Genomic DNA, 21,703 nt, shown 5'->3' with positions numbered 1-21,703 from the left:
GGTGGTTGTCATCAGCCCTCTGTCTTGCTTTCACGCCCGGTGAGAAGGGCTGCCAGGACGGCGGTGGCGGCGATGGTCGCGGCTGAGATGGCGAAAGCGGTGCGGTAGCCGGAGGTGAGGGCTTCGGCGCGGGTGTGGTGGGTCGTCGCTCGGGCCGTCGCCGAGCCGGCCAGGGTGGTCAGCACGGCCAGGCCGACGGCGCCGCCGACCTGCCGGGTGGTGTTGACGAGCCCGCCGGCCAGCCCCGCGTCCGGACCTGGCACGCCCTCCACAGAGAACCCGGTGAGCTGCACGAACGCGGTGCTCAGGCCCAGGCCGATCAGGATGCTGGGACCCAGGACGTCCGCGGGGAAACTGCCGTGGGCACTGAGGAAGGCAAGCCACAGCATTCCGCAGGACAAGACCAGCAGCGCCGCGACCGCTGTCGCCCTCGCGCCGATCCGGACGGCCAGGCGCGGCGCCACCGCTGAGCCGAGCATGACGCACCCCGCCAGTGGGAGCTGTCCGAGGCCGGCGGCCAGCGGGCTCTCGCCGAGGACCTGCTGCTGGTAGAGCGGCAGGAAGAAGAACAACGCGATCCACACGGAGCCCAGCAGGGCCATGAGCACGTTGCCGGCGGCGACCTGGCCGGTGCCGAACAGGCGCGGCGGCATCAGCGGGTCCGGGTGGCGGCGTTCGATGAGAACGAAGATGACGAGTAGGACGGAGGCAGCCGCGAAGGCGAGTGTGACCTGCCGGTCTTCCCATCCGGTGTGGCGCGCCGTGGTCAGAGCCCAGACCAGCGCGGTCAGGGCCAGCGTGACGCTGACCGCGCCGCCAAGGTCGAAGCGTCCTGTCCCGGATCTGTCGGCGGTCAGCCCGAGCGTGCGAGCTGACAGGGCGGCCAGGACCAGCGCCGTCCCGATCGCGACGGTGTGGAAGATCCACCGCCAGCCCAGCGTCTGGGTCAGCACCCCGCCCAACAGGACCCCGGCGGCGCCGCCGGCCCCGGACACGGCTCCCCAAACGCCCAGCGCGCGCCCGCGGCCGGGACCCGGCGGGAACAGGTCCATGACCAGGGCCAGCGCCGCCGGGGCGATGGCCGCGGCGCCCAGTCCCTGCACCGTGCGCGCGGCGATCAGCACGGTGGACGACGTCGCGACGCCGGCCGCGAGGGCCGCCGCACCGAACACGGCCAGCCCGATCCGCAGGACTCGACGGCGTCCCAGCAGGTCGGACGCCCGCCCGCCGGCCAGCAGTAATGCGCCGAACGCCAGTCCGTAGGAGTTGACGACCCACGTGGTCCCGGTGTCGGAGAGCCCGATGCCGGCCCGGATCTGGGGGAGGGCCACGTTCACGATCGACGTCGCCAGCATCACCATGAACTGCGCCGCGGCCAGGACGGCGAGCGCGGGACCCGGTCGCGCTGCCGGACCCGCCTTTTCGGCGGGTGCCGGGTCCCAGGTCTCGCCGAGCAGATCACCGCCCGCGAGGCGTAGGGAGTTCAGGTCCACGTCGGGCTCCTCAGCGCTGTCGCTCAGCACTTCTCAGGACAGCTCACGGACGCCGAGCTGCTGCACGAACAGCAGGCTGTCGGCGTTGGCCCAGTACTCGGCGAGCATTCCGTCCCGGACGAGCAGGGTGTCGGTGCCGGTGAAACGGACGCGGTTGCCGACGGCGTCCTCCGGCGCGCCCGGGAAGCCGCCGGCATACGTGCCCTCTGCCGCCCAGCGGACCACGAGGTAGTCATCGGTCGCGATGGGACCGACGGTGATCTCGAAGGTCAGGTCGCGCAGGATGGAGTGGATACCGGTGACCCAGCCGTTCAGCCCCTCGCGTCCGTGCACGGTGTCGTCGCCGGAGCCGGTGATGGGGGCGGCGTGCGCCAGGAAGTCCGGCGCGATGATTCTGTCGGTCTGGGACAGGTCGTTGTTCCACAGGTCCTTCCACGGCTCGGCGAGCTCGGCGTTGTCGGATGCGGACATCGTGGTTCTCCTTCGTGAAAAGTGGTCTTCCAGCCGCCAGTATGAGTGGTTGACCACTCACACTGAGGCCCGATGAAAGCGCGAGCCGGCCGGCCCGCCGAAAGTCCTAGGTGCATCGGCCCTCTCGGGCCTGTTCAGTAGTGCCTGACGCCCGCCGCCAGGGTCCGCGACCACGGCGCGTCCACCTCGTCGGCTCCGATGGAGGCGATGAGATGACACAACATCCCCATGGCGAAGAACTGCTGGATCTCGTCCTCGGAACCGCCCGAGGCGCCGCGCACGTACTCCACGACTCGGGCGTAGCCCTTCTGGACCGCCTCGCGGACGGCGGGCTCCGAAACGGCCGCCGCCTGGGCATGCAGCTGGATCAACATGAGATCGTTGTCGACGATCAGCCGGGCATAGGCGTCCCCCATGGACCTGAGCACCGCCTCCGGCGAGCTGCCCGTCGCCTCGGCCGCGCCGCGCTCGAGACTGCCGCGCACCTGGACGAAGCAATGCTCGACCACGGCCACGAACAGAGACTCCTTACTGGGGAAGAGCCGGTAGACGTAGGCCTGCGAGATGCCCGCCGCTTTCGCCACCTCGGTCGTGGTGGTGCCCCAGTACCCTCGCGCGGCGAACGCGCCGATGGCGGTGCGCAGCACCGTTTCGCGACGTTCCTCGGCGGTGGAGAGGTGGCGAGTGCGTTCCGTGCTCATGTGAGTAATAAACCACTCACACTTTCGCGTGTCAACTCACCGCTGAGGCGGGGGACACACCCTCCCGAAGTGCGTGCGACCGCGCTGGATCGCCGGCCTCGCCAGACGACGCGGCGCAGTGTCGGCCACGGCGTCTACGCTCGCCGCGTGGCAGCGACGGATACGAAGACTGAAAAGCTGGCCAAGCTGATGGCGTCGGCGACTGGTGACCCGGTGCGGGCGATGGCGTTGGCAACGCGGTACTCACGCTCGATGGCGGCCTCGGACGCGGCGGGGTTCTTCGAGCTGGCGTGCCGGAGGCTGGTGGCCGCGGGGCGACGGGACGTCGCGAAACACTGCTTCACGCTTGCCCGCAAAGCTGATGCGCAGAGGTCCAGCATCGCAGACTCCCATGCGCTGTTCGTTGAGTTTGCTGCCGCTGACGTTGTCGCGCCGATGCTGTATCGCGACTATGCGAAGCGGCTGGCGGCTGAGGTGTCGGCCGCCGAGGCGCACGAGAAGTTTCGCGAGGTCATATGTGCCGCGCTCGATGGCGGGCACGTGCCGTACGCCAACCTCTTCGTGGATCTGCGTACGTTGGCGAAGGCGGCGGGACTGAAACGGGCTGCCGAAGAGGACTTCGTTGCCGGGTATCTGTTGCGGTCGGGGACGTTGGCCGGGGCTCCGTATCGGGTGTGGACCGCTGCGGAGAAGGCTTTGGCGCGCGTGACCAAGCGGGATCGTGAGCTGCTCGACCTTTTGATCGCCAGTGAGCCGGATCCGGCGTTGGAGTTGGCTGAGGAGAAGCGGAGGTCGTGGCTGGCGGTCCTCGGCAACGCGAGGGCCGGGGAGGTGCTGCCCGCCGAGTGGTTTCTCGACCGGCTCGGGGCGGCGCCGATCGGTCTGGCGTACAGACTGGCGGATCAGGCCGGACGAGCCTTGTTCAGCACATCCGATCTCGGGGATCCGGCGCTGTTCTGTTCGGCGACGAAGGAGAGCGTACGTACTGCCGCCACGTTTGATGAGTCCGTGGCGCTCTGGGTCGCTCTGGCGGGCACCGGCGGACTGTCAGACCTCGATGAATCCTTGACCACCATGCGTCCCTTGGTCGAGGAAGATGAGGAGGCGGACGGAGACGGAGCTCGGTACTTGAAGCCTGGCTTGTTCAACGATTTCCGCATGACCGACCCCGCAGACGCCCTCGTGACCGCCCTACGCACCGGGCTGCCGGCCGAGCTCGAAGTGCCAGGTTTCCCCGAGTACACGCCGCACGGATGGCAGAACAGCCCCCGGATACAGATCGTCCAGGATGGTCCCCGCCTCGCCTACCGGTACGACCGCGAGCATGTGCACGTCTTCACACCAGAGGGCAAGGCGTGGCACTTCGACGTGGGATTCCGTTCGGGACCGGACGGCATGTTGTTCTGGCACGACGGTATCGATCCGCTGATGTCGCTGCGGCATCCGGACGGCTGGCGGACCTTCGTCTACCAGGGCCTTGCGTCAGACGGCACCCTCCTGGCCAGCCTCGACGAGCGGCGCTCCATCGGCCCGAGCGCCCCGTCCGAGGCCGACGTGCTGTTCCCCGACGCCGAGCAGCCCGCCAGGGTCGACTGTGCCGACGGCAGGCTGCGTGTACACAGCGCAGAGGGCGGGATCGCCTCCAGCTTCGGCTTCGGGGCGACGCAGGAGCCGTCCTGGGGCGAGCCCGTGTTGCCGCCGCCGGGATGGTTCCGGTATCAGCGCCCTGTCGACCCGGTCGGGTCCGCCGCGCTGCGGCGTGTCGACCGCGCGACGGCTGCCCGCCTGATCGAGGCCGGCCTCCAGGGCTCCGATGCCGTGGTTCGGCGCATGGGCGACCTGATCCCCGAGATCATCGACGAGCGACTCAAGAACGGTGTCGCCGACGCGGCGGCCATCGCCGCGCAATGCCTGCAGGCGCGGCTGACGATCAGCGGCCTGACCGGCGCGCCGAAGCCGACCGGCGTGCCGTCGGTCCTGGTACCGGCGGCCGGCCTTCCGGTCACTCGCGACTTCGGAACGCTCGCCACCTGGCGGATTCTGGCAGACCTCCTCAAAGAAGCGGCCGACCAGGCGAGCAAGGACGACCCCTACAGGCTCGATGTGGTCAAGCTGCCGAACTCCTACCGTCAAATCGGGTTCCGCTTCGGCGCTCTCGGCGGCCGGGCACTTCTCCAAGCCTGGGACCGGGACGACGCCGGACGCCAGCGCGCACTGGACGAACTCCACGCCGCCGTCAGCTCGCCCCTGGCAGACGGCACCGGCCAATGGCGAATGCGGATCCTCACCTCCGAAGACCCCTGGCAGTCCGAATCAGAGCCGGCTGGCCAGCTCCTGCGCACCCCGACCGGCGCTGCGATCGTCCTGCTCCGCACCTCCATCTGCGAGCTGTTCATGATCGAGTACTCGCCCGGCGGCCGCTTCACCCCCGTCGACTTCCCCGGCTGGCGGCTCCACGGCGACCCCGTCCCCCAAGGGTGGGCGACACCGGACCGCGTCACCGAGTTCGCCAAGCTCCTCAAAGCCAACGGCCCCCTCCCGATCCGCCCGACCCTGGCCTGGGATCTCGCCGCGAAGACCGGCATCTCCCCGCAGGACGCCGCACGAGTATGCTTCGCGGACGCCGACGTCGCCACCGCGATCGACGACCCACATCGCTACCCGCCAGAGGTCGTCGCCGCCTACGCGGCCGCCGTCGCCGACAAGTGGCGCATGTCGAACCTGCCAACCGGCGCCAAGGAGTACCTCCGGGAACGGCTGATGCCCGAAGACCCGGAGGAGCTGTGGTCGCGCGGGCCGGACGTGTCCGGCGCGGCCGAATGGTGGCACGACTGCGCCTTCCGCGGGAACCAGTGGTGACCGCCCATGAACGCTGCAAGTGGTCGGGCGGCTCCGGAAGCGCGACCGCGTCGGGAGCGGAACCACCCTCGGGCCAGGCGTCGAACCAGTCGTCGGGTCAGCCCGCGGCCGGATGTGGCCGCGGGCCGACGGATCAGTGTTGCGGTGCTGACGGGTCTGAATGAGCCGCAGCCGCTGTCCTATTACGGAGCTGGCTGCTGCTGGGTGACGCAGTGGATGCCGCCGCCCTGGTTGCCTATCGCGTCGATGTTGAGCTGGATGACGGCCCGGCCCGGATACAGCCGGGTCAGCACCGCCTTGGCGTTGGCGTCGGCCGTGCTGTCGCCGAACTGTGCAGAGATCACGGCGTTGTTGCAGACGTAGTAGTTGGCGTAGGAGTCCACGAAATTCACGCTGGTCGCCCGGATCAGGTTGTAGTCCGGGGACTGGAGTGCGGTGACTTGGAACCTTGCGCCCTGGGCGTCGGTCGAGGCGGACAGCGTGTCGTACTGCTGCTGCTCGTCGTTCGACCACTGGTCCGTGGGGTCCGCCGGGTTCGGGGTCTGGACCAGGGCCGTGCCCGCCGGGGACAGGAAGCGGGAGGTGGCGTCGACGTGGTCGTCGGTGATGTCCTGGCCGGTGATGCCGGGGAACCAGATGACTTTCGAGGCGCCGTACGCCGCGCACATCGCGGCCTCGATCTGGGCCTGCGTCAGGTTCGGGTTCCGATTGGGGTTGATGATGCTGCTCTTGGTGGCCATCAGGGTGCCGGCGCCGTCGGTCTCGATCGCGCCGCCTTCACCGACCAGCCCGGCAGCGGTGAACGGCAGGTTCAGGTAGGCAGCCACCCGCTGGGCGACCAGCGCATCGTTGGCATGGGTCTGCTTGTCGCCCCAGCCGTTGAAGTTCAAGCCGACCGTGTCCAGGCCGCCGGACCCGTTGCTCCGGAAGACCGGGCCGGTGTCGCGCATCCAGCAGTCGTCGACCGGTATCGAGCCGATCACGGTCACCCCGGAGCCGCACATCGACTGGGCCGTGGCGACGCTGGCGGAGTTGGCGAGCATGAAGACCGGCTCGTACTTCGCGATCGTCTTCGCGACCAGCGCGATGGCCGACTGCATGCCAGACAGTTTGCTGCCGTAGATGGTCGTGCTGTCAGGCCAGGCCATCCAGGTACGGGTGTGCGTCGCGGTGTCGACCGGGACCACGAAGGAACCGCCGCCCGTCGGGGTCGGGGTCGGGGTCGGCGTCGGAGTCGGCGTGCCGCCACACGTGGGCGACGTCGTGGCCGTCGGCGTCCCCGTGGCGGCGCTGGCCGAGCCCTTGCCGTTGCCGGCCCAGGCCACGCCGACCGCCGTCAGCCCGGCCGCAGCCAGGACTCCGCGCCGGCTCGCCTGCTTGCCGACTGCCTGCCCGAAGGAGTGGCGTCCGGGCCTCCGCCCTTCTGTCTGCGCGGTGTCCGCCCCCAGCGGGCCATCCTCGGCCCAGTCGTGGGAGATGTCGCGATGGTTCATCGTGCCTCCTTGTGAGGAAACGCGGGCCGACGGCCCGCTATGGCCGATCCGGGACCGGGCCGACCGGATGTCGGGTCACGCGTGACATCGAGTCCGAACGGAGCGCACCGTCGGGTAGGTCGTCCGGCCCCCCGAAGCGCCGGCGACCCGAGCGCGGCCACTACGACTGCGCGTCCGCGGATTGCTCCACCGCGGCCAGGGCCTTTCGGGCTGTGACGATCGCCTTGGGGTCCCACCCGGGCCCCGGGACGGATTCGAGCAACAGGCGCGTGTAGGGATGTTCCGGTTCGGCGAGCACTGATGCGGTGAGGCCGCGTTCCACGATCGCGCCGCGCCGCATCACCGCGACCTCGTCGGTGACGCACCGCACCACACCGAGATCGTGGGTGATGAACACGTACGCGATGCCGAGTTCGGCACGCAGATCGGCGAGCAGGTTGAGGATCTGCGCCTGGACGGAGACATCGAGTGCGGCCACCGCCTCGTCCAGGACGAGCACCCGCGGGCTGACTGCGAGCGCCCGGGCGATCGCGACTCGCTGGCGTTGTCCGCCGGAAAGCTGCCGGGGCAGGGCTTGGGCCTCCCGCGCGCCGAGCCCGACCTGGCTGAGCAGATCCGTCACGCGCGCGGCCTGGTCGGTGCCGGGGTGGTGGAGGCGAAGCGTCTCGGTCAGTGCCGCGCCTACGGTGATGCGGGGGTCCAGGGACAGGTACGGGTCCTGGAACACCATCTGCACCTGCTGCGCGCGTCTGAGCCGCTCGGCGCGTCCCCTCCCGGCGTTGATCCGGTCGTGGCCGTCCACCCGCACGTGTCCGGCGTCGGGGTTCTCGAGGCCTACGATGATGCGGGCGGTGGTGGTCTTTCCGGATCCCGACTCGCCCACGATCCCGAGCGATCCGCCCGCCGGAACGGTGAACGAGACGTCGTCCACCGCGGGGTGTGTCCCGAACGTCTTGCGCAGACCGCTGACCTCCAGCACGGGTTCAGCCATGGGCGGCACCTCCTTGCGGTATCAGGGACTCGCTGTTCCAGCAGGCGACTTCCGCCTCGGCGCGACCCGGGACGGCCGTGCTCTGCGGCCGTTCGGTGGCGCACCGCTCATCGGCGTGGCCGCAGCGGGTGGCGAAGGGGCATCCGCTGATCGCGGTGTGCAGGCCGGGAACCCGGCCGGGGATCACCGTCAGGCGGGGTTCGGGGGCGTCCAGGCGGGGCGAGGCCGCCAGCAGCGCCGCGGTGTACGGGTGTTTCGGCGCGGCGAACACCTCCTCGGCCGGCCCGGTCTCGACGATCCGCCCGGCGTACATCACCGCGACACGGTCGGCGATGACCGCGGCGAGGTCCAGGTCGTGGGTGACGAACAGCATCGCGGTGCCGAAGCGCTGCTGCAGCTCGCCCAGCAGCGCGATGATCTCGGCCTGGGTCGTGACGTCCAGTGCGGTGGTGGGCTCGTCGGCCAGCAGCAGCACCGGATCGGCCATCAGCGCCGCGGCGATCATCACGCGTTGCAGCATGCCGCCGGACAGTTCGTGTGGGTACTGGCGCAGCACCGTGCTCTTCAGCCCGACGGCGTCCAACAGCGTCAGTGCCCGCTCCCGGGCCCGTGTCTTGTCCCAGGCGCCGGTGAGCCGCAGTCCTTCGGTGAGGAAGTCCCCGATGCGCCGGACCGGGTTGATCGCGGCCCGCGGGTCCTGGAAGATCATCGCGGTGGTGGTAGCGCGCACTCGGCGCAGGCTTCTGGCGCCCAATGTCAGCATGTCGCGACCGTCGACGAGCACCGTGCCGGTGGCCTCGGCCCGCGGCGGCACCATGCCGAGGGCCGCGCGCGAGGTGAGGGTCTTGCCGCAGCCGGACTCGCCGACCAGCGCGACGGTCTCGCCGGAGGCGACGGTGAGGTCGACCCCGTCGAGGACCGGTCTCTCCGTTCCCGGCAGGACGACGCGCAGGTCCGCGATCTGCAAGGTGTTCATTCGGTTCAGGCTTCTCTCTTGGCGACGCGGTCGGCCCAGTGCTCACCGACGACGTTGAAGGCGACGACGGTGAGCACGATCGCCAGGCATGGGACGATCGCCGACAACGGCTGCCCCTGCAACAGCGCGGACTGGCCTTCGTTGACCATCGCCCCCCAGTCCGGAGTCAGCGGCGGGACGCCGAGGCCCAGGTAGGAGAGGGCTGCGAGGTCGATGAGGGCGTAGCCGAAATTGACGGTGGACTGGGCCAGCACCACCGGCCCGATGTTGGGGATCAGGTGTCGGAGACAGATGGCCCGGTTCGAGAACCCCTGCACCCGGTAGGCGGCGAGGTACGGCCGCTGTTTCTCGGACAGCGTCAGGCTGCGGGCCAGCCGGCTCACGTACGGTGTGTACGCCAGGGACAGCGCGATCACCGGTGCCACCAGCCCCTGGCCGTAGAGCGCTACGAACAGGATCGCCAGCAGCAGACCGGGGAAGGCGAGCAGCAGCTCGCTGCCGCGGGACAGCACCGAGTCCAGCCAGCCGCCGCGCCAGCCGGCCGCGACGCCGACGGCCACGCCGAGCAGTGTGGAGAACAACACCACGAACGCCGGACCGAGAAGCGCGGTGCGCGCGCCGATGATCAGCCGCGACAGCGTGTCCCGGCCCGAGCCGTCGGCACCGAGCAGATGCCCGGCCGAGGGTCCGGTCAGCGCGGCCGACAGGTCGGAGGAGTTGGGGTCGGCCGGCGCGATCCAGGAGGCGAGAAGCGCTACCAGGACGACCAGGACCGCGAAGCCGGCGCAGATCAGATACAGCCACGGTCGTGTGGTACGCGCTGTGCGCGGTCCGGAACGCCGGACGAGGGCCAGGGTGCTCATGCGGTGTTCCTCGCGCCGAGCCGGACCCTGGGGTCCAGCAGCGGATAGGTCAGGTCGACGACCAGGTTGACGGCGACGAAGACGGTCACGACCAGCAGGCTGATCGCCTGGACCACCGGGAAGTCCTTGACGGCCACCGAGGAGTCCAGGAACGCCCCGATGCCCCCGAGCCCGAACGCCGATTCCACCAGCACCGTCGAGACGACCAGCCCGGTGATCGTCAGGCCGCTCATGGTGGCGATGCCGGCGGCGGCGTTGCGGAACACGTGGCGGCGCATGACGGCGCCGTCGGCGATGCCGCGGCTGCGGGCCACGGCGACGTGGTCCTTGGCCAGTTCGGCCAGCATCGCGGCGCGGGTGACCCGGGACAGCGTCCCCACCCAGTACAGCGACAGCGCGAGGGCAGGCAGCGTCAGGTGGTAGACCATTTCGAAGAAGCCGGTGCCGGCGCCGATCGACGGGAACCAGCCCAGCCGCACCGAGAACACCCAGATCAGGCCGATGGCCGCGACGAACGACGGCGTCCCGACCGCCACCGAGGTGACCACCAGCACGCCCCGGTCGACGAAGCCGCCGGGCCTGCGGACCGCCAGCCATCCCGAGCCGATCCCCAGGACCGCCACCAGGAGCGCGGCCATCGCGATGAGCAGCAGCGTCTGCCCGAGCCGTGCACCGATCAGGTCCAGGACCGGGCTGCGGTACTGGATGGAGGTGCCGAAGTCGCCGTGCACCATCTGCGTGAGCCAGCGCCGGTACTGGAGCAGGAACGGCTGGTTCAGGTGGTAGTGGGCGCGGATCGCGGCGAGCGCTTCGGGGGTGGCCGAACGCCCGCCGAGCAGGAACGTCTCGGGCTTGCCGGGGGCGAGGTAGAGGGCGGAGAAGACCAGGAACGAGGCGGTGAGCAAGGTGGCGGCGAGCTCGAAGGCCCGGCGCACCCCGAACCGCCAGATCTCGCTCATCCGGCCGAGCCGACGTCCGCGGCCCACGGGTAGTACAGGTAGGAGATGGAGGTCGGCGCGCCGGTGATCCGCTTGTTCAGGAACATCGAGTTCGGCCACTCGGCCACCGGGATCCACAGCAGCTGGTCGGATTCCATCTTCTGCAGCTTCGCGCTGATCCCGGCCCGCTTCACGGAGTCGTACTCGGCCGCGGCCTGCTCGGCCAGCTTGTCGTAGTCCGGGTTCGACCAGCCGGCGTAGTTCTCGAAATCGCCGGTGCGGAACTGGTGGTACATCCCCATCGGATCGGTCGTGGACAGGTAGTAGGTCTCGGGGAAGGCGTCCAGGCCCTCGCGCGCCTTCGGGTCGGAGAACAGCCCGGTGAACGCGTCCGGTGCGATGGTCTTGAGCTGGACGTTCAGCCCGATCTGGGAGCCGGCCGACTGGAAGGCGGTGGCCAGCAGGGACACATCCGGGCCGATCGGGGAGGTGGCGATGGTGACCGTCTTGCCGGTCGCGCCGGCCTGCTGGACCAGCGCCTTGGCCTGGGTGACGTCCTGGGTGGTGGGCGGCAGGTCGGAGGCGGCGGGGAGGGCGCCGGCGGGCCAGGAGTCGGCCGGGGCCGGCGACGAGGTCACCGTGCCGACGCCCTGCAGGCCGGTCTTGACGAAGCCGGAGCGGTCCATGGCCAGCAGGAGGGCCTTGCGCACCCGCACGTCGCCCAGGGTCCCCTTGAGGTTGCAGACGTTGAGGCTGATGGTGGTCAGCGACTTGCCGAAGTACAGCGTGCCGGTGCCCGAGGACTTCAGCCGGTTGTAGCTGTCGGGGGTGATCAGGTAGCCGCCGTCCACCGCGCCGGTGAGCAGTGCGTTGGTGCGGGCCGTCGGGTCGGTGATGAAGGAGAAGACCACCTTGCCCGCCTTGGCCGGGGTGCCCCAGTAGCCGTCGAACCGGTCCAGCTCGATGGAGGTGCCCTTGGTCCAGGTGCCCAGGGTGAACGGACCGGTGCAGCCCAGGTTCCTCCCGGTGCCGTAGCCCTGCCCGGCCGACTGGACCGTCGAGGCGTGAACGACGACGCCGGACGCGTTGGCCATCTCCTCGCCGAACTGCGAGTCCGGCTTCTTCAGCTTGACCGTGACCTGAAGTGGTCCGGTCTTCGTGACCGAGTCGACGTTGTCGAACGTGGAGATCCAGTACGACCCGGCGTTCGGGTCCATCTGCCGCTTCAGCGAGAACACCACGTCGTCGGCTGTCATGGTGCCGCCGTCGTGGAACTTCACGCCCTGGCGCAGGGTGTAGACGTAGGTGTTCGGATCCGGCTGCTCGACCTTCGACGCCAGCCCCGGCGACTCGGTCAGGTCCGGATTCCAGCGCATGAGCGACTCGCAGACGTTCGACAGGATCATGTTCTGCGGATAGTCGAAGGCTTGGATGTAGTCCAGCGTCTGTGGCTCGGCGTAGATCGACCAGGTGAAGGAGTCGATGTTCCCCTTCGGCTTCGGCGTGGCAGGTGAGAGCTGGAAGGCGGCTGCGCCGGACTTGGTTCCGTCTTTCCCGGACGACGAGCTGCCGTGGGTGCCGCTGCAGGCCGCCGCGGCCAAGGCGAGGGCTGAGGCTGTGGCTATCGTGGCGGCGGACCGCCGTGTGCTTCTCATGGGAGGTGACTCCTTCGCTGCTGATCCCCGGGAATGGCCGGGACGGGAGTCGCGGTGGCGACGACCATATCCATTACTTTGTGAGGTCAGGCCGGGTGAGAGATCCGTACTGTTCCGGTCGGCGGGTGTAGAGCAGCCCGAACTCGAGCCAGTCGCGGCGCTGGTCCAGATCGAGGTCGGCCACGAGCACGGCCGGCCGGTCACGCGGGGCGCGCAGCATCACGCGGCCGTACGGATCGGAGATGAACGAGGAGCCGTAGAACGTGATCCGGCCCTCGGTGCCGACCCGGTTGGGAACGACCTGGAACAACGCGTTGGCCAGGCCGTTGGCGGTGATCGCGTGCTCCCACAGCGGACGGCTGTCGAAAGACGGGAGATCCGGCTCGGAGCCGATCGCCGTCGGGTGGACCAGGACCTGGGCGCCGGCGAGCGCGTAGGCCCGGGCCAGCTCGGGGAACCACTCGTCCCAGCAGGTCGGGAAGCCGTAGTGCACGTTGTCGATCTTCACCACCGGGAACCCGCTGTCGCCGGGGCGGAAACACAGGTTCTCGTGGTACCCCGGGAACTGCGGGATGCGGATCTTGCGGGTCCGGGCGACCACCGCTCCCGTGGGATCCACACAGATCGCGGTGTTGTAACCGAGTCCATCCCCGGCCCGCTCGTGCAGCGAGGCGTGCACCGCGACGCCGTGGGCCTGCGCCAACTCCGCGGCCAGCCGCGTGGTGGGGCCGTCCTCGACGTCCTCGGCGAAGCGGTGCCCGTCGACCGCCATCGCCGGATCGGCGGCGAAGTAGGGACTGCGGGTGAGTTCTGGCAAGCAGACCATCGCCGCTCCCTGCTCCGCGGCGATACGCACGCCGCGGCGCAGGGCTTCGTCGTGTGCGGTGGCGTCCGGGTTCCAGCGCATCTGCACCAGCCCGATCCGGAGCAACGGACGCACCGACTCCTCGGTGCGCAGCGGCGAGCCCAGCGGCGAACCGAACGAGGTGAGCAGCGCGTACTCGGCACTCACGACAGGACCTTCGCGGCCTTGACCGCCGGGATCTGCTGGGTGATGCAGTGGATCCCGCCGCCGCCGTGGGCGAGCGTGCGCGTCGTCACTCCGACGACCTCGCGGTCCGGCATGGCCGCGGCCAGCGCCGCGAGCGCGCCCTCGTCGGCCGGCAGACCGGCCACCGGGACCACGACGCCGCCGTTCGGCAGGTAGAAGTTGAGGTAGCCGACCTCGACCTCGTGGCCGTCGACCTCGACCCGGTTGGACTGAGTGATCGGGACGATCTCGAGCCTGCGGCCCCGGGCGTCCACGGCGCTCTCCAGCACGGCCAGGTTCGCCCTGCACCGCTCATAGTCCGGGTGGGCGGGGTCGTCGGGCAGCTGCACGATCACCTTGGCCGGGCCGACGAAGGCGCAGCAGCCGTCGACATGGCCGTCGGTCTCGTAGTCCTCCGCGCCGCCGAACGGCAGCCAGATGACCGTGGTGACCCCGAGGCGGGCCTTGAGCTCGGCCTCGATCTGCTGCTTCGTCCAGTCCGGGTTCCGGTTGGGGTGCAGCAGGCACTGCTCGGTGGTGATCAGCGTGCCCTCACCGTCGACGGTGATCGCACCGCCCTCCAGGATCATCGGGGACACGACGCGCTCGACGTTCAGATGGTCCAGCAGAAGGGCGCTGACCCGGTCGTCGGCGTCCCACGGGCTGTGTTTGCCGCCCCAGGCGTTGAACCGGAAGTCCACGCCGACGCGGCCGCCGGTGTCGTCCGTGAGGAAGATCGGACCGGAGTCCCGCAGCCAGGAGTCGTCGATCGGCATTTCGACCACCTCGACGGTCTCGCCGCAGCGAATCCGCGCCTCGGCGCCCGCGCCGGGCGGAGCCACCATCAGCACCGGCTCGAACCGGGCGATCGCCTTGGCCACCTCGGCGTATTCGCCCTTGGCGTCCTCCAGCACGGCGCCCCACAGGTCCGGCCGGGTCGGCCAGGCCATCAGCGTGCCCTCGTGCTCGGCCCATTCGGCCGGCATCCGCATGGTCATCGTTCGATTCCTTGTCCTCTGTGCGCGATCAGTGCGTGATCAGTGCGCGATCTCAGACGCCGGCGCGTGATCTCGGTGCGTGATCCGGCCGTCCCGGGCCTTCGCCGTGTCTTCCGGCGCGCGTCCACCGGTGCGGTGTGCTAAGAATGCTCTTAACTGAAAATTCAGTCAATAGCTGGGACCGGACTCGGCGGTAGTAAGGTGGGACGGCGTGGCCAGTAAACGGGAGCTGATTCTCCAGGCGGCGGTCGGGATGATCGCCCAGAGTGGTGTCAGAGGGTTGCGTGTGGAGGAGATCGCCGCCAAGGCCGGCGCCTCCACGGGCCTGATCTACTACCACTTCAAAGATCGCGCCGGGCTGCTGCGCGCCACGCTGGACTACATCAACGACCGAGCCGAGCGTTACACGGCGCAGGCGCTGGACGCGGCGGCGGCGTCCGCCGACGGCCCACGGGCGGTCCTGGAGCAGGTGCTGCTGCTGGAACTGCAGGACACCGACGAGGTTCGCGAGAACAGCACCGCCTGGGGTGAACTGCGGGCCAGCGCCATCTTCGAGACCGAGCTCCGCGAGCGCCTCGAGGGCGCCACGCAGGGGTGGGTCGCCGAGACCGCCGAGCGGGTCGCGGCCGCGCAGCGCTCCGGACAGGCCCGGGCCGACGTCGACCCCCACGACGTCGGCGAACGGCTCACGGCGCTGGTCGAGGGGCTGTCTGAACGCTGGCTGTCCGGAACACTCAGCCTTGAGCGTGCCCGCGATCTGCTGCGCGGCGCCATCGTCGCCGAACTGGGGCCCTCACCCCGGCCGTGATGCCGGGCCGGGCGAGAGCGAGCTCGGGGCGACGGCAGCCATCGCGTCGCCCCGGGCCGGGTGTTCGTGAATCGCGGACGCGACTCAGACGGCGGGTTGCTGCTGGGTGACGCAGTGGATCCCGCCACCGCCGGCCCCGACTCCGGCACCCTGACCGGCGTCGACTTCAACTTCAACGGCTGGGGCGACAAGCAGCAGCACGCCGACGACGCCGGCGTGGCACGCGCCGTCCTGGAGCGGTATCGGACTCCGCGCGTCGTCGCGCCGCTCGTGGCCGAGGGCGGAGCCCTGGAGACCGACGGGCAGGGCACTTTGCTGGTCACCGAGAGTTCGCTGGTCAACGACAACCGGAACCCGGGCAAGACCCGCGATCAGGTCGAGGCCGACCTCAAGGCGACTCTCGGCGTCACCAAGGTCATCTGGCTGGCCGGCGTCAAGGGCCAGGACATCACCGACGCGCACGTCGACTGCCTGGTCCGTTACGTCGCACCCGGCGTCGTACTGCTCGACAAGACGTTCCCCGGCGGGCCCCCGGACGTCTGGTCCCGCTCCTCCGACCAGGCCCGCGGCGTGCTGGCCCAGGCCACCGACGCTCGCGGGCGCAAGCTCCAGGTCGTCGACCTGCCGCAGCCCGACCCGGACCAGATCACCGGCAAGGGCGACGCGTTCGTGTCCTCCTACGCCAACTTCTTCGTCGCCAACGGCGCCGTGGTCATGCCGAAGTTCGGCGACGCCGCCGCCGACGACGAGGCCCGGCAGATCCTCGGCGAGCACTTCCCCGGCCGAAAGGTCGTGCCGGTCCAGATCGACGCGATCGCCGCCGGCGGCGGCGGCATCCACTGTTCGACACACGACATGCCCGGAACCCCTGCGTAGCCTGCCTTCCGCAACACCGCACCCGGCAACCCGCCGATCGGTTCGATCCCGGACGACCTGGCCGCGGCCGCATTCACCGCGGTCGCGGCCGGTTTACGCGCGTTACCCCCCGATCAGCAAGGGAACGGGGGGAGGGCGGCTCAGAGGAAATAGAGGCGGTTGAGCGACACGCGGGCTGCGGGTTCGGACCTCACAGGTACATCGTTGAGCGTGACCAGGCCGCTGCGCGGATCGACTGCCACGCTGCCCAGCCGGGTGTTGCGGACCAGGTCGGCCGGCCCGATACCGCGGGTGCCGCGCACTGCCACCCGGCGGCGCTTGCTGGTGAGCCGGTCGTACGCCCTGCCGGGATCGGCGGCCTCGGCCGCGGCGGTCGCGACGAAGGCCACGGACAGGTCGGCCGGCGCCGCGCCGTGCGCGCCGAACAAGGGCCCGTAGACCAGCGGCTCGCAGTTGTCGGTGGCGGCGTTGGGATCGCCGGTGACCCCGTAGGCGGGGAACCCGGCCTTCAGCACCATCTGCGGCTTGGCCCCGAAGGAGGCCGGGTGCCACAGCACGATGTCGGCCAGTTTGCCGACCTCCAGGGAGCCGACCTCGTGCGCCAGGCCGTGGGCGATGGCCGGGTTGATGGTGAGCTTGGCGACGTAGCGCAGGACCCTGGTGTTGTCGTCGGTCGGCCCGTCTCCGGTCAGCGGCCCGCGCTCGCCCTTCATCTTTCCGGCCATCGCAAAGGTCCTGCGCACCGTCTCCCCGGCCCGGCCCATGCCCTGCGCGTCGGAAGAGGTGATGCCGATGACGCCCAGGTCGTGCAGGACGTCCTCGGCCCCCATCGTGCCGGCCCGGATCCGGTCCCGAGCCAGCGCGGCGTCGCCGGGCAGGTCTGTCTTCAGGGCGTGGACCGACACGATCATGCCGTAGTGCTCCGCCACGGCGTCGCGGCCGAACGGCAGGGTCGGGTTGGTGGAGGAGCCGATCACGTTGGGCACGCCGGCCAGGCTGAGCACGTCGGGCACGTGACCGCCGCCGCAACCCTCGATGTGGAACGCGTGTATCGTCCGGCCGTCGAGCACTGACAAGGTGTCCTGGACCGACAGGCACTCGTTCAGGCCGTCCGTGTGCAGGGCCACTTGGACGTCGTGTTCTTCGGCGACGCGCAATGCGGTGTCCAGCGCCCGGGTGTGGGCGCCCATGTCCTCGTGCACCTTGAAGCCGCTGGCGCCGCCTTCGACAAGGGCCTTGGCCAGCGGCGCCGGGTCGGAGGACGAGCCGCGGGCCAGGAAACCGACGTTCACCGGCCAGGCGTCGAAGGCGTTGAACGCGCGCCGCAGCATCCACGGCGAGTTGACGCCGACACCCCACATCGGGCCGATCTCCTGGCCGATGATCGTGGTGACCCCGGAGGCCAGAGAGGCTTCCATGATGCGCGGCGAGAGCAGGTGGACGTGGGTGTCGACGGCCCCGGCCGTGGCGATGAGCCCTTCCCCCGGGATGATGATCGTCCCGGTGCCGACCACCACGTCGACGTCATCCACCGTGTCCGGGTTGCCGGCCCGCCCGACGGCGCAGATCCGGCCCTCACGGATGCCGATGGAGGTCTTGCGGATGCCGAGCACCGCGTCGATGACCACGACGTTGCTGACCACCACGTCGCAGGTGTCACGGACAGCGGCGGCCTTCAGATGCATCCCGTCGCGGGCGGTCTTGCCGAAGCCGGCCAGGAACTCTTCCCCCGGCTCCTGGGAGTCGGCCTCGACGCGGACCATCAGACCACTGTCTCCCAGGCGGATCCGGTCTCCTGTGCTCGCACCGTGGACGGCGGTGTATTCCCAGTCTTCGTGGTCGCTCATGCCTGATCCCCCTCCTGTTCTCCGGATTCCGTGGTCGGCCCCGCGCCGAGATAGCCCCAGGCCGCGGCTCGCCGTAGAGCCTCCTGTCTGGCACCGGGAGCATCCAACGGGCCGTCGACGAGCCCCGCGAAGCCGATCGCGACGCGCGCGCCGCCGATCGGCAGCAGGCCGACCTCGACCGGCGTGCCCGGTTCGAAGCGCACTGACGAGCCCGCCGGCACCGCCAGGCGCATGCCGTAGGCGGCGGCACGATCGAAGGACAGCCGCGGGTTGACCTCGAAGAAATGGAAATGGCTGGTGACGCTGATCGGCACGTCGGCCGTGTTCGCCACCGTCAGGTGTGCGGAGGCGCGCCGCCCGGGGCGCGGCTCACCGGCGGCGACCACCGCCCCGGGCGCGTCAAGACCGAGTGATCCGCCGCCGAACGGCTCGCCGACCACCACCAGGCGAGTGCCGTCGTCGAAGACCGCCTCCACGCGGATCTCAGTGACCACGTCGGCGACTCCGGGCAGGACGTCACCCGGCCCGAGGACGGTCCGGCCCAGGTCGATCGCTTCCTCGACACGGAGTCCGTCTCGGGCCGCCTCACACACGGCATCGGCGATCAGCGCCGTCGCCTCGGGAACGTTGAGCAGCAGTCCGCGGGCCCGGCGGGCCCGGGCCAATTCGGCGGCGGTGAACAGGAGGAGCCGGTCGCGTTCAGTGGGTGTCAGCGCCATGTCGCATCGCCGCCGGTGGGAATCGAGAAGAGGCAGGGCAAAGCCGTTACAGGCATGGATGGCTCCGGAGGTCGGCGGTTCCCGGCACCCGCCGGGGCCAGGCGTGAGCTCATTCTTTTGCTAACTGAATTTTCAGTCAAGCCCGCGGGGAAGTCGAGGGTGAGAGCGGCACCGGTGACCGCGGAACCGCCCGAGGCTGATCGGCACATGCCCTGACGAGGGTGCTAATCTTGTAGGACCAAGTTCTAGCTTGGTCCTACAAGAACGAGATTCGTCAGCTCAGGAGGTCGCACGCCATGGCGACAGCAGCCCTTTACCAGACGGTGGCGGCGAAGCTGCGTGACGCCATCGCCGACGGCAGCTACCCGCCGGGCTCACGTCTGCCCTCCGAACACGCGATCGCCGAGCGCTACGGTGCCTCCCGGAACACTGTTCGGCGGGCCTTCGCCGCACTGCGCGAAGACGGCCTGATCGCCTCCCACCAGGGCGCCCGGCGCACCGTCATCGCCGAGCCCCGGCTGCAGAGTTTCAGCGAGCTGCGATCGTTCTCGCGGTGGGCCCGGCTCGTCGGCGAGGAGCCCTCCGGCCGGGTGATCCGGCTCGAACGCCGGCCGGCCACCGAGGAGGAGGCCGAGCGCCTCGACCTGGGGCCCGGCGAGCCGGTCGTCCACCTGGTACGGGTCCGCCTGTTGTCCGGCCGGCCGGTGATGATCGAGCGGACCGCGTACGCCGACCGTGCCGGCTCCCTGCTCGGGTTCGTCGATCTCGAGCGAGAGTCGGTGTCCGAGCGCCTGGAGGAGCACGGCATCTTCTTCGCGCACGCCGAGCACGTCATCGAGGCGGTCAACGCCGGACCCGAGGACGCCGAGTTGCTCGACCTGGCGCAGGGAGCCGCCCTGCTGCGCGAGCGCCGGCGCACCACCGATCCGGACGGCCGGCCGCTGGAGTGGTCCGAAGACCTTTACCGCGGTGACGCCGTCGCCTTCACCGTCCGCAACTCGCTGGCCGCTGCCCCGCTGGTCCGCCACCACCTCACGGAAGAACGCCCATGAACGCCTCGTCCTCAGTACTCGAACTAGCCGCCGACCGGCGATATCCGGCTGTCTGGCTGCGTGACAACTGCTCCTGCGCCGACTGTGTGGATCCGGGTAGCGGCCAGAAGCTGTACGGCATCACGGACCTGCCGCCAGACATCCGGATCTGCCGGGTCGAACAGACCGATGACGCCGTAACCGTCGAGTTCGCACCAGGGGGTCACCGCAGCCGTTTCACCCGCGACTGGCTGGCTGCGCACCGGCTCGACGGCCCGGTTCCGGCCGACGACCGGACCGAGGACGCGAAGCAGCTGTGGCAGGCCGCGGATCTGGCCGGCTCGATGCCGACCACGGCGTGGCCGGCGTTCCAGGACGATCCGGAGCAACTGGCAGCGGGCCTGGAGGCGTTGCGGCACCTGGGATTCGTCCTTGTGCGGGGCGTCCCGACGACCGACCGAGCGGTGCTGAGCGTCGCCGAATCCTTCGGTCATGTGCGGCGGACCAACTACGGTGAGTTGTTCGAGGTCCGGGTCGAGGACCAGCCGACCAACCTGGCCTTCAGCAGCCTGCCCATCACCCCGCACACCGACAACCCGTACCGGGATCCGGTGCCCACGATCCAACTGCTGCACTGTCTGGAGAACGCCGCCGAAGGCGGGGACTCCGGGCTGGTGGACGGGTTCGCAGCGGCCGCACGGTTGCGCACCGAAGACTCTTCCGCCTTCGAGACACTCACCCACACCCCGGTGACCTTCCGTTACGCGGACGCGGCCACAGACCTGACCGCGACCCGGCCGCTGATCGGCGTCGACCCGATCGGCCGGATCCGGGAGATCCGCTTCAACAACCGCTCGATGCAGCCGATAGTCCTGCCGGCCGAGCGGATCAATGACTTCTACGCCGCCTACAGGCGATTCGCCGGACTCCTCTACAGCACCGAGGCGCAGCTCTCCTTCAGACTCGAGCCCGGCGACTGCCTGGTGTTCGACAACACCAGGGTCCTGCACGCGCGCACCGGGTTCCGCGCGAACGGCCGGCGGCATCTTCAAGGCTGCTACGCCGACCTTGACGGCGCGTACAGCAAGCTCAAGGCCCTGCGTCGCCGAACCCGGGAGACGAACGGAGCGGTCCAGTGAAACCCGTCGACACGATAGCCAGGCTGTTCGCCGAGCAAGGCGCCCGCGACTACCTCGGCGAACCGGTGACCCAGGCCGCGCACATGCTCCAGGCCGCGGCACTGGCCGAAGCCGAGGGCGCACCGGATCCTCTGATCGCCGCGGCTCTCCTGCACGATGTCGGACACTTCACCGGCCCCGTCAGCGGTAAGGAGCTGATGACCGGCACGGACAACCGGCACAGCCACGCCGGCGCGGACTGGCTCGGCACCTGGTTCCCGCAGTCGGTCACCGAGCCGGTGCGGCTGCACGTCGCCGCGAAACGCTACTTGTGCGCCGTCGAGCCCGACTACTTCGGCAAGCTGTCCGAGGCGTCCATCTACACCTTGAAGCTGCAAGGCGGCCCGATGACCACCCAGGAGGCCGAACAGTTCGCCACCGGTCCATACGCGGCCCAGGCAGTGGCCCTCCGCCGCTGGGACGAGGCGGCCAAAGTCCCCGACGCCGACGTCCCAGGCTTCGATCACTACCGGCCGCTTCTGGACAAGCTGCTGGCACGCCCGGCCACGTGCGCGCTCGGGATGTGAATCCCGATGGTTGTCGAGGCGGTCGCGATCGGATCCGGTCAGAAAGACCGTGGCGCCCTCGCGGGCGAACTTCCGGGCGACGGTTGAGGCCTCGGGTCAGCTCGCGGTGGCGACCTGAGCCGAGGCGGGGAGTATGCGACAGGTGCCTTGGTCACGCACTGGTCTCGCAACGGTCCGCCTCAGCTCGCGGTGGCGTGCTGGGCTGGCGGAGCCGCGGTCCGGCGCTGGGGGGAGGTCGTGCTGGACCGC

The 21,703-nt window shown here is 69.9% G+C and carries 18 protein-coding genes and 1 pseudogene; 6 read left to right on the top strand and 13 right to left on the bottom strand.

Features of this window, described 5'->3' with window-relative positions; genetic code table 11:
- Positions 1 to 11: 11 nt before the first annotated feature.
- The 3 genes from ABD466_RS07695 to ABD466_RS07685 all read right to left on the bottom strand — a co-directional run bounded on the left by ABD466_RS07695 (position 12) and on the right by ABD466_RS07685 (position 2,665).
- Complete coding sequence (locus ABD466_RS07695) at positions 12 to 1,493, bottom strand: MFS transporter (protein WP_344656251.1); 1,482 nt, start codon at positions 1,491 to 1,493, stop codon at positions 12 to 14.
- A gap of 33 nt (positions 1,494 to 1,526) precedes the next feature.
- Complete coding sequence (locus ABD466_RS07690) at positions 1,527 to 1,964, bottom strand: ester cyclase (protein WP_344656250.1); 438 nt, start codon at positions 1,962 to 1,964, stop codon at positions 1,527 to 1,529.
- Positions 1,965 to 2,098: 134 nt separating this feature from the next.
- A complete protein-coding gene (locus ABD466_RS07685; RefSeq protein WP_344656249.1) occupies positions 2,099 to 2,665 on the bottom strand; it encodes a TetR/AcrR family transcriptional regulator in 567 nt (188 codons plus the stop codon).
- Between the two features lie 147 nt (positions 2,666 to 2,812).
- Between ABD466_RS07685 and ABD466_RS07680 the strand changes: the two genes are divergently transcribed.
- On the top strand, positions 2,813 to 5,524 hold the full coding sequence (locus ABD466_RS07680; protein ID WP_344656248.1) for a hypothetical protein: 2,712 nt from the start codon (positions 2,813 to 2,815) through the stop codon (positions 5,522 to 5,524).
- 182 nt (positions 5,525 to 5,706) lie between these two features.
- Here the strand turns inward: ABD466_RS07680 and ABD466_RS07675 are convergent, their stop codons facing one another.
- The 8 genes from ABD466_RS07675 to ABD466_RS07640 form a co-directional block, all read right to left on the bottom strand.
- Positions 5,707 to 7,017: an agmatine deiminase family protein gene (locus ABD466_RS07675; protein WP_344656247.1), complete on the bottom strand. Its 1,311-nt coding sequence runs from the start codon at positions 7,015 to 7,017 to the stop codon at positions 5,707 to 5,709.
- Between the two features lie 160 nt (positions 7,018 to 7,177).
- On the bottom strand, positions 7,178 to 8,008 hold the full coding sequence (locus tag ABD466_RS07670) for an ATP-binding cassette domain-containing protein (protein ID WP_344656246.1): 831 nt from the start codon (positions 8,006 to 8,008) through the stop codon (positions 7,178 to 7,180).
- Positions 8,001 to 8,984: an ABC transporter ATP-binding protein gene (locus ABD466_RS07665; RefSeq protein WP_344656245.1), complete on the bottom strand. Its 984-nt coding sequence runs from the start codon at positions 8,982 to 8,984 to the stop codon at positions 8,001 to 8,003. Before ABD466_RS07665 ends, ABD466_RS07670 begins: the two co-directional genes overlap by 8 nt.
- A 5-nt stretch (positions 8,985 to 8,989) precedes the next feature.
- On the bottom strand, positions 8,990 to 9,847 hold the full coding sequence (locus tag ABD466_RS07660; RefSeq protein WP_344656244.1) for an ABC transporter permease: 858 nt from the start codon (positions 9,845 to 9,847) through the stop codon (positions 8,990 to 8,992).
- A complete protein-coding gene (locus ABD466_RS07655) occupies positions 9,844 to 10,806 on the bottom strand; it encodes an ABC transporter permease (protein ID WP_344656243.1) in 963 nt (320 codons plus the stop codon). Before ABD466_RS07655 ends, ABD466_RS07660 begins: the two co-directional genes overlap by 4 nt.
- Positions 10,803 to 12,440 (bottom strand): ABC transporter substrate-binding protein, encoded by a 1,638-nt coding sequence (locus tag ABD466_RS07650; protein WP_344656242.1) that lies wholly within the window; start codon positions 12,438 to 12,440, stop codon positions 10,803 to 10,805. The genes ABD466_RS07655 and ABD466_RS07650 overlap by 4 nt, the downstream gene beginning before the upstream one ends.
- Before the next feature lie 73 nt (positions 12,441 to 12,513).
- Positions 12,514 to 13,452, bottom strand: a complete 939-nt coding sequence (locus ABD466_RS07645; protein ID WP_344656241.1) for a nitrilase-related carbon-nitrogen hydrolase — start codon at positions 13,450 to 13,452, stop codon at positions 12,514 to 12,516.
- Positions 13,449 to 14,468: an agmatine deiminase family protein gene (locus ABD466_RS07640; RefSeq protein ID WP_344656240.1), complete on the bottom strand. Its 1,020-nt coding sequence runs from the start codon at positions 14,466 to 14,468 to the stop codon at positions 13,449 to 13,451. Before ABD466_RS07640 ends, ABD466_RS07645 begins: the two co-directional genes overlap by 4 nt.
- 211 nt (positions 14,469 to 14,679) lie before the next feature.
- Between ABD466_RS07640 and ABD466_RS07635 the strand changes: the two genes are divergently transcribed.
- Positions 14,680 to 15,276, top strand: coding sequence for a TetR/AcrR family transcriptional regulator (locus ABD466_RS07635; protein ID WP_344656239.1), 597 nt, complete (start codon positions 14,680 to 14,682; stop codon positions 15,274 to 15,276).
- A gap of 144 nt (positions 15,277 to 15,420) precedes the next feature.
- Positions 15,421 to 16,152: pseudogene (locus ABD466_RS07630) on the top strand (agmatine deiminase family protein); the annotation flags it as partial.
- A 140-nt stretch (positions 16,153 to 16,292) separates the two neighbouring features.
- Here ABD466_RS07630 and ABD466_RS07625 read toward each other — a convergent pair.
- Together ABD466_RS07625 and ureA are read right to left on the bottom strand one after the other, a co-directional pair.
- Positions 16,293 to 17,999 (bottom strand): urease subunit alpha, encoded by a 1,707-nt coding sequence (locus tag ABD466_RS07625; protein WP_344656238.1) that lies wholly within the window; start codon positions 17,997 to 17,999, stop codon positions 16,293 to 16,295.
- Positions 17,996 to 18,718, bottom strand: a complete 723-nt coding sequence (ureA, locus tag ABD466_RS07620; protein ID WP_344656237.1) for an urease subunit gamma — start codon at positions 18,716 to 18,718, stop codon at positions 17,996 to 17,998. The genes ABD466_RS07625 and ureA overlap by 4 nt, the downstream gene beginning before the upstream one ends.
- Positions 18,719 to 19,014: 296 nt before the next feature.
- On the opposite strand from ureA, the gene ABD466_RS07615 reads away from it, so the two are divergent.
- Genes ABD466_RS07615 through ABD466_RS07605 form a run of 3 tightly spaced genes read left to right on the top strand, consistent with a single transcriptional unit; the run spans position 19,015 to position 21,454 of the window.
- Positions 19,015 to 19,770 carry a GntR family transcriptional regulator gene (locus ABD466_RS07615; protein WP_344656236.1) on the top strand — a complete coding sequence of 252 codons (756 nt, stop codon included), beginning with the start codon at positions 19,015 to 19,017 and terminating at the stop codon, positions 19,768 to 19,770.
- Positions 19,767 to 20,888, top strand: a complete 1,122-nt coding sequence (gene tmpA / locus ABD466_RS07610) for a 2-trimethylaminoethylphosphonate dioxygenase (RefSeq protein ID WP_344656235.1) — start codon at positions 19,767 to 19,769, stop codon at positions 20,886 to 20,888. The genes ABD466_RS07615 and tmpA overlap by 4 nt, the downstream gene beginning before the upstream one ends.
- Complete coding sequence (locus ABD466_RS07605; protein WP_344656234.1) at positions 20,885 to 21,454, top strand: phosphonate degradation HD-domain oxygenase; 570 nt, start codon at positions 20,885 to 20,887, stop codon at positions 21,452 to 21,454. The genes tmpA and ABD466_RS07605 overlap by 4 nt, the downstream gene beginning before the upstream one ends.
- The last annotated feature ends 249 nt before the right edge of the window (positions 21,455 to 21,703 follow it).

The sequence above is a fragment of the Catenulispora subtropica genome (genome assembly GCF_039531675.1).
Lineage (GTDB): Bacteria > Actinomycetota > Actinomycetes > Streptomycetales > Catenulisporaceae > Catenulispora > Catenulispora subtropica.
Note: the sequence above shows the minus strand (reverse complement) of the source record. Positions and strands in the feature narration are given on the sequence as shown.